The organism is Alistipes sp. 56_sp_Nov_56_25, from assembly GCF_001915285.1.
Taxonomy (GTDB): domain Bacteria; phylum Bacteroidota; class Bacteroidia; order Bacteroidales; family Rikenellaceae; genus Alistipes; species Alistipes shahii.
Genome location: NZ_MNQF01000029.1, coordinates 27,275 through 41,376, shown reverse-complemented (window position 1 = coordinate 41,376; position 14,102 = coordinate 27,275). Strand labels below are relative to the sequence as shown.

Below are 14,102 nucleotides of genomic sequence, written 5' to 3'. Positions count from 1 at the left end.
TCAAATAGAATGCCACGCTATCGGCACCCGTTTTGACCTATAGCGTGGCGTTTTCCTGTTTTTGAGGCGTTTCAGCACCCGTTTTGACTAATAAGTCAACTATTACAACTATGAAAAAATCATTTATGTTTATGACGTCACTCTTCGCAGTGGCAACTCTGATTTCGTCCTGCACCAAGGACGTTGAACCGGAAGCGGATAACGCTGCGGCAACCATCGTAACACGTGCGGCCGGGGATACTCCGGCTCCTACGGCCTACATCGAAGTCAACGACACCAATCCGTTGAATGTTCTGATGTATCGCAATGCGGACAACACCCCGTTCTTCAAGATCACGAAGGTATTCGCGGCCAATATCAATGACAACGGCAGTGAACCCTGCCTTTACCTGAACGACAATGTAACCAAAGTACTGGTTCCGTCCGCCGGATCGACTACGACCGGCCATTACAAGTACGTGCAGCCGATCCGTCAGGACGGAGGCAAGGTACTGCTCTCCATCCTCGGCAACCACAAGGGTGTCGGAGTCGGCAACCTGACGGAAGCCAATCAGGAGAAGTTCGCAGAGATTCTGGCTTGGGCTGTCGAAGAGTACCAGCTCGATGGCATCGACTTCGACGACGAATGGTCCAAGTATGGCGAAAACTCCAATTTCCCCTCGTCAGTATCCGGGTCATTCAGCGGTCTGGTGTTAAAACTGCGCGAGAAACTCGATGCACGTTTCCCCAATGAGCACAAACTGATTACCGTATTCTACATCGGCTATGCATCGTCGTTGTCCTCGGCTGCTGTTGCCGCTTGTGACTACGGATGGTATGCTTATTTCGGTCCCAATGTTTATGTATCGCCATCTTCTCCGTGGACCAATGCTAAATGGTCTGCACAGGCGATTAACCTGAATCAGAGTTATAATGCAATTACTCTTAACCAGATCAAGAATCGGTCGGCACAATCGAAAACGGATGGTATGGGTGCGATCATGACCTACGACTTGCGTGTCCAAACTAATCGTGACCCTCTTGCAGCGATTCAGAAGATTGGCGAAGGCATCGGTCTTACAGTCAGCCGTGCCAGCTCTCCCGCAAGCGGTTATGCCAAGGATTGGTCTACGGGTGGCCCTGGTACAACGATTACGTATGCTGATGTGCAATAAGTTCAGAACGGTGCGTATTCTGTATATGTAGCAAATGTCTGCTATGGCGTTTGCAACCCGCACACCATTCTGGAACCGGTGTGCGGGCTTTTTGTGCCCATATGTGAATGCTATTAAGGCATTCGAACACCATTAAAACAGCCTTAAAACAAAATATACAAGGAAATAACCCCGTAAACTCTTTTCAGAATATACGGGGTTTCACAAAATTGATATCGCAAATAATGTATATGTAGCAAGTGCCTGCTATGGTCTTTTTCAATCACTTACAACTTATCTTTTATGTTTATCAATTTTGCGGCCAAAGAGAAATTATAGAATTCTATTGATTATACAAGAAGATTCCGGTAATTAATATAATATTTCTGCAAAGATAGCATAATTCTTCAAATTAAAATTGTGCTATCCGGAAAATAACGGGCGGGGCGATGCATTACGCAGAGTAGGTCGTGGAAAACCCGTAAGCAATAACACAAAGCCCACGCCCGTTAAGGTCGTTGCTTCTGAAAAAATACCTCGCCCATTGCGGGCGCGGGACTATGAATCTGCCGCTTACAGTAAATTCTCACGTTCACTTCGCAGCAAATGCTGCCCGTCTTTCGACGGATAGCAGTACAAAGATATAAATAAAAAATAGATTCCGAAGAAATTCCGGTATGTTTTTTCCAATAAACATCACTCAATCACACAAATAAGATGGAAACAGGTCATTTTGTTTGCCGTAGATAATTCCTTATGCAATGGTCGAGCCATCCAGCCGTCAAAAATGCAAATATAGATGGATAGATTGTTACGCACATCCTTATATCGGGCTTTGTTAAAGTCACTGACTCGGAAGGCCGTTTCGGAAAACAGATTACGAAACTACTTTCACGATTTCGCACAACAGGCTACGACCATCTGCGACGATACGGATGCTCTATCGGCATTGAGGACTTTGAACTATACGCAGGTTCAATTCCGCTCCCTTCTTCGCCGGGTTTCCGAACGGGACACTCCGCCGCCGCATTATCTGTCCCGGTTTATAAATCAAGCTATTGAGTTCATCCGGACGGAAACGGATTTGTTGTATTATCGCCTTGAACATCCGCAGCATTTTATCTCTGAACCTGTACCTCAGTCGCCGCTCCATTGGTCTAAAAAATACCATGCTGTCGACCTGTCGGAGATTCTTTGCAGTTTCGATCTGATGAGTCCAAGACCTATTATCTTGTCCGACGGTCGCGAAGCTCCGTTTTATCTGGTTATTCAGCTTTTCGAACAATTTCTGAATGTCAAACTCGGAAATCCGGGCGACATCAAACGCCGTGTTCTCGAACGCAAAAAAGATCGCACGAAGTTTACAGAAGTAATATTCCATACCCTGAACGACGATGAGAATGAGTAAACTATTTTCGGCGATTTTTTATGACTACGTAGCTGTCTACGTATGTAAATCGGCATCGGAAAAACACCCATCTTTACCTCCGAAATCCAAATATAATATTATGGCACAAACTACATCTGAACTCGAAGAAAGCCTGCTTATCAGGCTGCTCACGACCTCGCCCGACCGACGGCTGACAGATTCGGAACGCAAGGCGTTCGATGCTGCCCATGAAGATTACATCGACGCATTGCAGGCCTTGTCGCAGGATTTGCGGAAATCGCCGCTCGAAATTCTGCATCGACTGATTCGCGCCGACGCCCGGCTATGCCGACTGAAGAATTGCATCTGCGATAAGCACTCGCTGCAAGCCTCGCTGCTGAAATCCGCCATCCAACTGACGAATTTTGAGATCCGCCTGATTTTCACCCGGCTTCGCTATCCGTCCATCGCCGATCCGGTGTCGGCCGAAGTCCCCAAATCGCCGCTGTTCCTCTCCGAGCAATTCACGCCTACGGATATCATGGAACTTGCTACGGCTCTGCAACTCTCCGGAGCCATACGCCGCATCGACGGCACACGGATCGATCTGGCGACACTTGTCGATGTGCTTTCCGGAACTTTCAACGTCCGTATCAACAATCCGGAACAGTGTCGCCATGCCGTCGTCAACCGTAAGCTGCGCCTGACCCGTTTTCTGGATTTCCTGCGCAACAATCTGATTGCCTATAGCCAGCGATAGCTGGAATGCCCAATTAGAGAAAAGCAAATGAGACAATTCTTTTCATTTGCTTTTTTATCGGCTATTTCATATCTTTGCCATAGAGTCTTTGACAAGTCAAAATGGAATACAAAGGACACTGCCTTTAAAGTTGACAAATCATTACCTCGACTTTTACCTTATGCTGTCTGTCAGATAGTTAGATTTGATTGGAACTTTTGCCACCAAAAGGTACAAAGCCTCCGCGGCATACGCCGCGGTTAAGGCTGCTTTGCCGACCAAAAAGCGGCAAAGAACACCAGTCGAAGAGTGCAAATATCTTTTGCAGCCGAGAGATCCACAAAAAATCCCCGCGTTGAAAACGCAGGGATTCAGTCGCCGGACTGCGAAACCCGGCGCAATGCGCCCGGACTACCGGATTCCGTATTTGCGCAGGATCTTCCGGATACGGGGCAGCCGCTCCGAGATCATGCGGTCGTAGCCCAGGTCGGAACCGTGGTCGCAGTCGATGGTTCCCTCGGCGTCCCGGCCGAAGAACCATTCGCCGTCGAGGAAGTAGACGTTGTCGTATTGCTTCGCCAGCCGCCGCATCATCCCGTCCGCGGTGTCGATCCGCTCGCGGTGGAATTTCGCGGCCTCCTGATCGAGGTTGCCTGCGGTGTGCCAGTGGGTCTGCATGAAGATCAGCGGTTTGTCGGGATGGGCCTTGACGAGCGTCGCCACGAACGCGTCGAGGCGCTCGCGGATCATCTTCGGGGAGGGGTTCGAAAAGGCGTCGAACAGGAAGGCGTCGGCGTCGGTCTCGGCGAGCAGCCGCGCGAATTCGGGTTGGAGCATGCAGTTGCCGCTGTACCCCAGATTGACGAACTCGATGCCCGTCATGCGGCTCATGCGCGCAGGATAGGTCATGCCCGGGCGGCTGGCCGAAGCTCCGTGGGTGACGCTCGATCCGAAGACGATCACGCGGTGCTTGTAAGGCGATTCGAGCGGCGTAACGGATGCTCCTTCGTCCACGCCGATCTCCAGCGTCAGCAGTTCGCTCCACGCCGGCAGGTAGAGCATGCACTCCTTGGGCTGTCCGTCCATGTGCTCGACGATGGTGCTGGCGTGCCGGTCCTGTAATCCGGGACGTGCCGCACCGGCCATCGTCCATACGCCATTTTCGCGGACGTAGAGATCCATGCCGCGTTGCAGGACCGGGGTCATGTTCCAGCCGTAGTTGCGCGGTGCGGTGGTCCAGCGGGCCTCGATCCGGCGGCTGTCGGTGGTGAAAAGCACGGCCACGCCGGCCGGGTAGCCGCAGTAGTGGCGGATGGTGGCGTTGTCGAAACGGTAGCGCGTCGTGTCGACCCGGTAATAGGGATGCCCCTCCATCGGGCAGGTGCGGCCGATGATGGTCAGCGTCGAGGCGTCGACATACTTTTGCGCCGATGCGGCGTGAAACATCGACAGCCCGGCTGCAATGAATAATAGGTGTTTTATCATGGTTGGTTTGAGTTGGTCAGCCTTCGATCACGCCCGATCCGACCAGCTGGTCGCCGTCGTACCACGCCGCGAACTGTCCGGGGGTGATGCCCCGCTGGGGCCGGTCGAAAACGAGGTAAGCCCCTTCGTCGCGGACGAACAGCCGCGCGCCCTGCAAGGGCTGGCGGTAGCGGATGCGGACGGAGAACCGGGCGCTCTGCCCGGCGGTCAGCTCCCGGGCGGGGTTCACCCAGTGGATTTCGCCGGGCACGATGTGCAGCGCGGGGCGCCACAGCCCGGGGTGGGCGTCGCCCTCGCCGACCCAGATCACGTTCTGCACCGTGTCCGTGGCGAGGATGAACAGCGACTCCCTGCGGCCTCCGATGCCGAGTCCCTTGCGCTGTCCGATGGTGTAGTAATGGGCGCCGTTGTGCTCGCCGATCTTCTTGCCGTCGCGCACGGTGTAACGCCACGGTTCGGCCAGCGCCGCGAGTTGTCCGGTCGTCGGCTCTCCCTCCGCCGGGACCTCCTCGCGCACGTATTTCGGCCATGCGGGGAGTATTTCGTGGATGTTGCCCTTTTTCGGGGCGAGCTTTTGCTGGAGGAAGGTCGGCAGGTCGACCTTGCCCACGAAGCAGATGCCCTGCGAATCCTTGCGTTTGGCCGTGGCGAGACCCTGCTCCTCGGCGATGCGCCGCACCTCGGGTTTGAGCAGTCCGCCGACGGGAAACAACGCCCGGCTGAGCTGCTCCTGCGAGAGCTGGCAGAGGAAATAGCTCTGGTCCTTGTTGGGATCGCTGCCTGCGAGCAGCTTATGGATCGTCCTCCCGTCGGGCAGCGTCTCTTCCGCCTTACGGCAGTAGTGGCCCGTGGCCACGTAGTCGGCGCCCAGCTTCAGCGCCTCGCGCAGGAATACGTCGAATTTGATTTCGCGGTTGCACAGCACGTCGGGATTGGGCGTGCGGCCCCGTTCGTATTCGGCGAACATGTAATCCACGACACGCGTGCGGTAGTCTGCCGAGAGGTCGACCACGTGCAGCTCGATGTCGAGTTTCCTGGCCACGAGTTCGGCGAAAACCCGGTCGTCGTGCCACGGACAGTCGCCTTCAAGCGTTCCCGTCGTGTCGTGCCAGTTGATCATAAAAAGCCCTACGACCTCATGCCCCTGCTCCTTGAGGAGCCAGGCCGCCACCGACGAATCGACGCCGCCCGAAAGTCCGATTACCACCCGTGCCATCCTTATTCCAATGTCAAGAGTCCTTCGGGCAGCACCAGGTGCATCGTGCGCCCCTCGAAGTCGATGCGGGCGATGAACTCCTCGACGGCGGGGACCAGCACCTGCCGTCCGCCGATCTCCAGTTCGAACAGCGGATTGGCGTCGCTGTCGTAGTAGTCGGTGACCGTCCCGCAGAGTTTCCCGGAGGCGCATGACCCGGTTTCGCCGGCGGCGGTCGCCGCCCTTCCGGACGAGGCTCCGGCCTCTTCGGCCACGACCGCGAAGCCGATCAGGTCTTCGAGGTAAAATTCGTCGTCGTCCTCTTCGCCGTTCATCTCGATCCGGAATTCCAGCCCGACAAGCTCCTGCGCCCTGCGCTCGGTGTCGAAATCGGCGAATGTCGCCGTGGCTCCCGACTGGCCGCGGCGTTCGAAACGCTCGCACCAGAGCGGAACCTCCAGCGCGTCAATGGTGACGCGCAGCGGGGTGTCGGTCGTGAAATCCTCGGGGAAAGCGGGGTAGAGCGAGAGCATCACTCCGCCCTCCGTGCCGAAAAGTTTGTTGATTCTGCCTGCGGGAATGATCATGTCGGTTGAATTATGGCGTAAAAATACAAAAAAAACGGTAATCTTCCCGTGGGAAGTTTACCGTTTTTATTCGGATCGGGAAACGTCTTGCCGCGTCCCTTCCCTGTGTCGCCTTATTATTCGGCGGCGGGAGCTTCCGGAGCGGCCTCTTCGGCAGCAGTCTCCGCAGCGGCAGCCTCGGCGGCCTCACGGGCGGCAGCCTCGGCAGCGGCCTTCTTCTCGGCGATTGCGGCAGCGCGCTCCTCCTTGATCTTGGCCTCGGCAGCCAGACGGGCCTTCTCGGCCGACTTGGCGTCGGTGGCCAGCTTGTTGGCCTTGGCTTCGATCTTGCCGGCTTTGGCTTCCATCCACTTGTTGAAGCGGGCTTCTGCCTCGGTTTCGGTGAACGCACCCTTGGCGACGCCGCCCAGCAGGTGTTTCTTGTACATTACGCCCTTGTACGAGAGGATAGCCCGACAGGTGTCCGTAGGTTGTGCGCCTTTCTGTAACCAATCCAGGGCTTTCCCGAAGTCCAGGTCGATCGTAGCAGGATTCGTGTTGGGGTTGTAGGTTCCCAGCTTCTCGATGAATTTACCATCACGTGGCGCTCTGCTATCTGCGGCAACGATGTGATAGAAGGCATAACCCTTCTTACCGTGACGTGCCAGACGAATTTTAACAGCCATTTGCTATAAAATTTTGTTGTAATTAATAAAAAACGCTCACCCCTTCGGGCTTTTAAGCCTGCAAATGTAGGGAAAATATTCCGCCCGGCAAAATAAATGCCCTAAAAAACTGCATTTCACGGCTGTGACGGGGTTGTCCGGAAGAATGGGACGGGCCGCTTCGGGTTGTTGCGGGGCGGGTCGGAAATGAAAGACGGATTGAATTCAATTGCCTGAAAACCAATCCGTCCGTTGTGATCCCGGCGGGATTCGAACCCACGACCGACAGCTTAGAAGGCTGTTGCTCTATCCAACTGAGCTACGAGACCATCGTTGAAACAACGCTGCAAAAGTAAGAAATTTCGGGCCAACTGCAAACTTATCGTCCGATTTCTTGCTCCGGACCCGGACGGTCCGCCATACTCCGGAAAAACGGTCCCGGCTCTATTTCGTGAGGTATTTGTCGAGATACATTTTCAGTTCGCGCGGCATGACGGGCTTGGTGATGAATCCGTTGCATCCCGCCTCCTCGGCGACGCGCCGGTCGGTGTCGAAAGCATAGGCCGTCTGCATGATGACGGGCAGACTGTCCGTATGGAGCCGAATCTCCTTCAGCGCCTCGATACCGTCCATCACAGGCATTTTAATATCCATCAATACGGCGTCGGGATTGTGCGATAGCGCATACGCCACTGCCTCCTTGCCGTTCTTCGCCCAGAGCAGGTCATACTCTTTCTTGAGGATTATTTCCAGCAGCTTGTAATTGCTTTCCACGTCTTCTGCAATCAGGATCAACGGCTTACGTTCGGATGTATTGTTGTCTGTCATTGTGTATTACGTTGCAGTTCCCGCAAATATAGGAAATTTTTTCCAAAACCGTCGTTCGTCAACGGTAAAATGTTCCTTCGAAATGCGTTGCGTTTCCGCATCCGTCGGTGACCGAAAGACGCACGGCGTGGGTGCGCCGCTGCGCCGGCGCGTCGAAGAAATGAACCAGCGTTCCTTTCATCGGAAAACGGTCGCAGGGAACCCATTTGCCGTCGATGTGCAGCCTCCACGAGGCGATGCCCGAGAAGTTGTCCGCGGCGCGGAACCGCACCCCTTCGGCCCGGGTGAGGTCGGCGCCTTCGGCGAAGAGCGGACGGATCGCGGGCGGCAGCGTGTCGGCTACGATCGCCAGGTCTCCGGCCGTCCGCACCGAAGCCGTCACCGCGCCGTCGGCATATGCGCCTCCGACGCAGGCCAGCGAGCCTCTGCGCGTGCGTACGGCCAGTTGGGCGCGTAGTTGCAGCGGGCGCGGCACGCTGCCGCGGAGCGTGACCTCCACGGCGCGGAAAAGGGGCGTCGCGGGGTCGAAGAAACGGTAGGCGGGCGAGAGCACGACGACGCCCGAATCCGCCTGCGGGGCCTCTCCGAGTCCGGGACGGACGAAGATCGGCTCGTAAATCGTCCCTTCGGGAATGCGGACCTCCGCCTCGCGTCCGACGCGCAGGACCGAAGTCCGGTCGGGCCGCAGCGTCACGGCCGTGGTGTCGGCCTCGGCGCGGAACTCCCCGGCGCGTCCGCGGACGGCGAATTCCAGCGTCGAGACATTGCCGCAGTCGTCCTCGGCCTCGATGCGGATGCGGCGCACCTGCCCTTCCGCCGTGCGTATCAGCCCGCGTTCCGCCATCGTCGGGTAGAAACTGTCGGGCGCGCCCTCCAGCTGGGCCAGGCGGATCGCCTCGTTGCGCGAATTGATTTGTATCGGGTAACAGCTCACGGCATCGCTGCAACGCGATATGTCGTAGGTGAAGCTGTCCATGCGGAATTCGAAGCAGGGGATGCCGTCCGCGAAGGCTGTGACGCGCCATACCCCGAAGGAGTTCCAGACATCGTTGCGGCGGTCGGTGACTTCGGCCACGAAATAGCCCCTGCGGCCTACGCCGACGGGTCCGTCGTGCGTCAGGGCGTAACGGCCTGCGGCCGTGCGGATCACGGCGTAGCTCTCCGGGACGCTGCGCACGGGCACGCCCTGCACGGTGTCGACCTCGACGTAGTGCAGGCGCACGATGCGCGGCGGATATTCGTCCCTGGGGCGGATGATTCCTTCGCGGACGGGGTTGTAGAGCCGCTGGGTCTCCGTGTCGCGGATTTCGTAATGGAGGTGCGGGCCGCCCGACGAACCGCTGTCGCCCGAGTAAGCCACCACGTCGCCCTGCTTCACGGGCCAGGTTCCGGGACCGAACCAGAGGTTCACGCCGTTCGAACGGCGTTCGTAACGCTCCCTGCGCACGTGCCGCTCGATGTCGTCGCGGAAACGCCGGAGGTGGCCGTAGACGACCGTCGTGCCGTTGCGGAGCGTGAGGTAGACGGCGCGCCCGTAGCCGCCCGCCTGCAATACCACGCGCGAAACGTAGCCGTCGGCCGCGGCCACGACCGGTTTGCCCTCCTCGGCGTCGGTCTTGATGTCCACGCCCGCATGGAAATGCCCGGGACGGATTTCGCCGAAATTGGCCGAGTAGAGCCGTTGTTTGAGCTCCCGCAGGGGGTAGATGTAGTCGTTGGGGTCGAGTTGCTGGCCTTGTGCCCCGAGGCAGGCCGTCGTAAGCAAAAAAAGTATTAGAAATCGTTGCATGTGTCCGTCTCCCTGACCATTGCCGAGGCTGCGTCCATGACGGCCTCGTAGTCGTATCCGAGCGAAAGCCCGTAGCGTATCAGTTTGGTTTTCAGTTCGTATTGCGAGGCGTATTTCACCGTCCGGGCCTTGCGTTCGAGCTGCTGCGCGAGCCGCTCGCCCATTGCCGGACGGTCGGCCTGCGACAACGCCGCGTCGATCCGTTCCTTCGAAACCCCCTTGCGTTGGAGCGCCGTGCGGATTTTGTACTCGCCCCAGCCGCTGAGCCGCAGTTTTTCGCGCACGAAGGCCTCGGCGTAGCGGCTGTCGTCGATAAAGCGGTCGCGCACCAGCCGGCCGAGCACCTGCTCGGCATCCTTTTCCGCCACTCCCCAGCCGCGCATCAGCCGCCGGGCGTCGCCCTCCGACTTTTCGGCGCGGGCGCAGAGGCGCATCAGCGCCGCGAGCGCCTCGTCGGGCGTTTTGTCGCGTTTTTTCCTTATTTCAGCCGGGTGCATACCATGCGCGGTTTTCCGAAGAGGTCCTCGCGGACCTCGGTGTCGGTGTATCCTTCGGCGCCGAGCATGCGGACGATCTCCGCCGCGGCGCGTTCGTAAATCTCGAACCAAAGACGTCCGCCGGGCGTCAGCATCTGCCGTCCCGCCCGGGCGATGGCGCGGTAGAAACGGATGGCGTCGTCGTCGGGGACGAACAGCGCCAGGCCGGGTTCGTGGTCGCGGACGTTGGGGTGCATCGCCGCGCGGTCGCTCTCGGGGACGTAGGGCGGATTCGATACGATCGCGTCGAACCGCTCCGGAAAAGCCTCCTCCAGCCCGTTCAGGGCATCGGCTTTGCGGAGCGTGACCGCCGCGCCGAGTTGTTGGAAATTCTCCGCCGCCACGGTCAGCGCGTCGTCCGAGATGTCGGCGGCGAAGACCTCCGTCCCGGGCATCCCCAGAGCCAGCGAAGCCGCGATGCAGCCGCTGCCCGTCCCTACGTCCAGCAGCCTCCGGGCTTCGCGCTCCCCGTGCAGGATTGCGTCGACCAGCTCTTCGGTTTCGGGCCGCGGGATCAGAACCCCTTCGCGTACGGCGAAGCGGCGGCCGTAAAATTCCGTGTGTCCGACGACGTATTGCAACGGCTCGCCCGCAGCCAGACGGGCTGCGGACTCTTCCAGCCCTTCGACGGCGAGTTCCGCTTCCGGGTCGGTCAGCAGGGCCGACGGCGAAAGCCCCGAAAGCTCCGCCACGGCGGCCAGCGCGATGCTGCGGGCTTCGCGTGCGTCGTAAAGTCCCGTGAGCCGTGCGGCCAGCGCGTCGATGCTCCCGCGGCGCGTCATTGGCGGATGAAGTTGGCCAGGGCGATGGCCACGGCGGCTTCGACGACCACCGCGCCGCGCAGGGCGACGCAGACGTCGTGGCGGCCGTGGATTTCCAGCGGTTCGACCCTGTTGGTCGCCAGGTTGTAGGTGATCTGTTCGCGGCCGATGCTCGGCGTGGGTTTCAGCGCCGCGCGCACCACGATCTCGTTGCCGTTGGTGATGCCTCCGTTGATGCCCCCGGCGTTGTTGGTCGCCGTCGTGCCGTCGCAGTCGGTGAAGCTGTCGTTGTTCTCCGAGCCGCGCAGACGCGCTCCGGCGAATCCGCTGCCGAATTCGACCCCCTTGACCGCCGGGACGGCGAACAGCAGGTGGGCGATCATGCTTTCGGCCGAGTCGAAGAAGGGCTGTCCCAGGCCGAGGGGCACGCCCTGCACGCGGCATTCGACGATGCCGCCCACCGAGTCGCGGTCGGCCGCCGCGGCATGCAGCACCTCGTTGAAACGTTCGGGGTCGGTGCAGCCGCCGATCTCGGTCAGCCGGGTCGCGAAGCGGATGCTTGCGGGCAGCATCTTTTTGGCCACGACGCCCGCGGCGACCAGCGCCACCGTGAGGCGCGCCGAGAAGTGTCCGCCGCCGCGCGGATCGTTGAATCCGGCGAATTTGTGGTAGGCCACCAGGTCGGCGTGCGAGGGGCGGTAGTGGCGCATGACGGTCGAGTAGTCCTGCGAGTGGGTGTTGGTGTTGGCGAATTCGATGGTCAGCGGCGCGCCCGTCGTGTAGCCGTCGTAGACTCCCGACACGATCTGCGGTACGTCGGGTTCGCGCCTCGGCGTCGTGCCGGGCGCTCCGCTGCGGCGTCGCGCGAGGTCTTCGGCGAAGTCCTCCTCCGAGAGCGGGATGCCCGCCGGGACGCCGTCCAGCGAAATGCCTATCTGGTGTCCGTGCGACTCGCCCCAGATGGCGAGCCGGAAATTGTGTCCGAATTGGTTCATGGGCGGTTTGGTGTTTTAGACCCGAATATGTTCCAGGTCCTCGAAGAACCCGGGATAGCTTTTGGCGACGCTCTCGGCCCCCTCGATCTCCACGGCTTCGTCCGAGCGCAGGGCGGCGACGGCCAGCGACATGGCCATGCGGTGGTCGCCGTGGCTCTGCGTGCGTGCCGCGCGGACCTTTCCGCCGCGTATTTTCATCAGATCCTCCTCCGAGGTGTCGACCTCGATGCCCAGTTTGGCATACTCCTCGCGGATGGCCTCCGAGCGGTTGCATTCCTTGTATTCGAGGCGCGAGGTTCCCCGGATGACGCTCACTCCGTCGGCCGCGGCGGCCAGCGCGGCCAGCGCCGGGAACAGGTCGGGACAGTTCGTGGCGTCGAATTCGAAGGCCCGGAGTGGCCTGTGCAGGGCCGTCACCGAGTCCTCCTCGTTGATCACGGCGGCTCCTGCGCGCACCAGCGCGGTGCAGATGGCCGTGTCGGCCTGCTTCGAGAGCATCGAGACGTTGCGCACTGTGACCTCTCCGGCCGTGGCGCCCGCCACCAGCAGCATCGCCGCGGCGCTCCAGTCGCCCTCGATGCTGAAATAGGTCGAACGGTAGCGCTGCCGTCCGGGGATGTAGAACTCCTCGTAGTCGCGCTGGCTGATTTCGATGCCGAAGCGCGCGGCCGTGTCGAGAGTCATATCTAAATAAGGTGTCGAGACCGCTCCGCGTACGTGCAGCGAGGTGTCGCGCCTGGCCAGCGGCAGCGCGAGCAGCAGCCCCGTGATGAACTGCGACGAGACCGACCCGTCGACTTCGGCCTCTCCGCCCTGGATCGGGCCGCAGACCTCGATGGGGAGGAATCCCCCGTTGTCGCGGACCCGCACGCCCAGCCGGCGGAGCGGTTCGAACATCATCTGCATCGGGCGGCGCAGCAGCGAGCCGCGCCCCTCGATGGTGACGGGTGTGGGGCAGAGCGATGCCACGGGCGTGAAAAGACGTGTCGAGAGGCCCGATTCGCCGACGTTGAGCACGCAGCCCTTCGGGGACAGTCCGCCTTCGATCGAGAGCGATGTGGGGTCGACCCGGCGCACCCGCGCGCCGAGCGTCTCGATACATTGCAGGGCGGAACGCGTGTCGTCGCAGAATTCGATGTTGCGCAGCACCGAAACCTCCTCCGAGAGCAGTGCCGCTGCGAGGGCACGCTGTGCATAGCTTTTCGAACAGGGCGGCGTCAGCGTGCCTTTGACGCGGCCCGGCGGAACCGTTTTATCCATATTTACTCATTAACCTCCTGTCCCTTGCGGTTTTTCATCTCCTGCGTCAGCTGATGGCTCTTCTTCAGCTCGAAATGCTGCCCGAGGTAGACCTTGCGGACCATCGGGTCGGCGGCCAGCTCTTCGGCCGTACCCGTTTTCAGGATCTCTCGTCGACGTTGTGGTCGGTGATGATCACGCCGATGTTCTTGTGCTTGAGCGTCGCCACGATCGACTGGATGTCCTCCACGGCGATCGGGTCCACGCCGGCGAACGGTTCATCCAGCAGGATGAACGCCGGATTGATGGCCACGGCGCGCGCGATCTCCGTACGGCGGCGTTCGCCGCCCGAGAGCTGTATGCCGAGGCTTTTGCGCACCTTTTGCAGTCGGAACTCCTCGATCAGCGCCTCGACGCGTTCGTTCTGGTACTCCTTCGAGAAGGAGGTCATCTCCAGCACGGCCCGTATGTTGTCCTCCACCGACAGGCGGCGGAATACCGACGCCTCCTGCGCCAGATAGCCTACGCCGAGCTGGGCGCGGCGGTATACGGGCAGGTCCGTCAGTTCGGAGGCCTGGCCTTCGTCGCTTTCGAGGAAAATGCGCCCTTCGTTGGGCTTGATCAGTCCCACGATCATGTAGAAGGTCGTGGTCTTGCCGGCTCCGTTGGGACCCAGAAGGCCTACGATCTCTCCCTGGTTGACGTCGATCGACACGTGGTCGACGACGGTCCGGGCTTTGTATTTCTTGACGAGCTCGCTGGTGTAAAGACGCATTGCGTTTCGATAATTTTTTTACAAAGT

General features: G+C 59.5%; 13 protein-coding genes, 1 tRNA gene and 1 pseudogene. 3 read left to right on the top strand and 12 right to left on the bottom strand.

Annotated elements, in window-relative coordinates; translation table 11 throughout:
• Nucleotides 1-110 precede the first annotated feature (110 nt).
• From BHV64_RS08160 to BHV64_RS08150, 3 genes are all read left to right on the top strand, one after another.
• A complete protein-coding gene (locus BHV64_RS08160; protein ID WP_288115720.1) occupies nucleotides 111-1,154 on the top strand; it encodes a glycosyl hydrolase family 18 protein in 1,044 nt (347 codons plus the stop codon).
• 778 nt (nucleotides 1,155-1,932) lie between these two features.
• Nucleotides 1,933-2,541, top strand: a complete 609-nt coding sequence (locus BHV64_RS08155) for a hypothetical protein (RefSeq protein ID WP_288115719.1) — start codon at nucleotides 1,933-1,935, stop codon at nucleotides 2,539-2,541.
• 100 nt (nucleotides 2,542-2,641) lie between these two features.
• Complete coding sequence (locus BHV64_RS08150; RefSeq protein ID WP_018695065.1) at nucleotides 2,642-3,262, top strand: RteC domain-containing protein; 621 nt, start codon at nucleotides 2,642-2,644, stop codon at nucleotides 3,260-3,262.
• Nucleotides 3,263-3,652: 390 nt separating this feature from the next.
• Here the strand turns inward: BHV64_RS08150 and BHV64_RS08145 are convergent, their stop codons facing one another.
• From BHV64_RS08145 to lptB, 12 genes and pseudogenes are all read right to left on the bottom strand, one after another.
• On the bottom strand, nucleotides 3,653-4,726 hold the full coding sequence (locus BHV64_RS08145; RefSeq protein WP_229028816.1) for an SGNH/GDSL hydrolase family protein: 1,074 nt from the start codon (nucleotides 4,724-4,726) through the stop codon (nucleotides 3,653-3,655).
• 16 nt (nucleotides 4,727-4,742) lie between these two features.
• Complete coding sequence (gene mnmA / locus BHV64_RS08140; protein ID WP_288115718.1) at nucleotides 4,743-5,942, bottom strand: tRNA 2-thiouridine(34) synthase MnmA; 1,200 nt, start codon at nucleotides 5,940-5,942, stop codon at nucleotides 4,743-4,745.
• 2 nt (nucleotides 5,943-5,944) lie between these two features.
• Nucleotides 5,945-6,508 (bottom strand): ribosome maturation factor RimM, encoded by a 564-nt coding sequence (locus BHV64_RS08135; protein ID WP_195285535.1) that lies wholly within the window; start codon nucleotides 6,506-6,508, stop codon nucleotides 5,945-5,947.
• Nucleotides 6,509-6,624: 116 nt separating this feature from the next.
• Entirely contained in the window at nucleotides 6,625-7,173 is a 549-nt protein-coding gene (locus BHV64_RS08130) for a 30S ribosomal protein S16 (RefSeq protein ID WP_149887459.1), read from the bottom strand.
• A 234-nt stretch (nucleotides 7,174-7,407) separates the two neighbouring features.
• A tRNA-Arg gene (locus tag BHV64_RS08125) sits at nucleotides 7,408-7,481 on the bottom strand.
• Nucleotides 7,482-7,596: 115 nt separating this feature from the next.
• The gene (locus BHV64_RS08120; RefSeq protein ID WP_015546692.1) at nucleotides 7,597-7,980 is read right to left on the bottom strand and encodes a response regulator; all 384 of its coding nucleotides are present in this window, start codon (nucleotides 7,978-7,980) and stop codon (nucleotides 7,597-7,599) included.
• Between the two features lie 58 nt (nucleotides 7,981-8,038).
• Entirely contained in the window at nucleotides 8,039-9,769 is a 1,731-nt protein-coding gene (locus tag BHV64_RS08115; RefSeq protein WP_217727558.1) for a M23 family metallopeptidase, read from the bottom strand.
• Entirely contained in the window at nucleotides 9,754-10,266 is a 513-nt protein-coding gene (locus BHV64_RS08110) for a regulatory protein RecX (RefSeq protein ID WP_195579774.1), read from the bottom strand. The genes BHV64_RS08115 and BHV64_RS08110 overlap by 16 nt, the downstream gene beginning before the upstream one ends.
• The gene (gene prmC / locus BHV64_RS08105) at nucleotides 10,248-11,087 is read right to left on the bottom strand and encodes a peptide chain release factor N(5)-glutamine methyltransferase (protein WP_217727559.1); all 840 of its coding nucleotides are present in this window, start codon (nucleotides 11,085-11,087) and stop codon (nucleotides 10,248-10,250) included. Before prmC ends, BHV64_RS08110 begins: the two co-directional genes overlap by 19 nt.
• Complete coding sequence (locus BHV64_RS08100) at nucleotides 11,084-12,061, bottom strand: chorismate synthase (RefSeq protein ID WP_217727560.1); 978 nt, start codon at nucleotides 12,059-12,061, stop codon at nucleotides 11,084-11,086. Before BHV64_RS08100 ends, prmC begins: the two co-directional genes overlap by 4 nt.
• A gap of 15 nt (nucleotides 12,062-12,076) precedes the next feature.
• Complete coding sequence (gene aroA / locus BHV64_RS08095; RefSeq protein WP_022061752.1) at nucleotides 12,077-13,321, bottom strand: 3-phosphoshikimate 1-carboxyvinyltransferase; 1,245 nt, start codon at nucleotides 13,319-13,321, stop codon at nucleotides 12,077-12,079.
• Nucleotides 13,322-13,323: 2 nt separating this feature from the next.
• Nucleotides 13,324-14,075 (bottom strand): annotated as a pseudogene (lptB, locus tag BHV64_RS08090) (LPS export ABC transporter ATP-binding protein).
• Nucleotides 14,076-14,102: the final 27 nt, after the last annotated feature.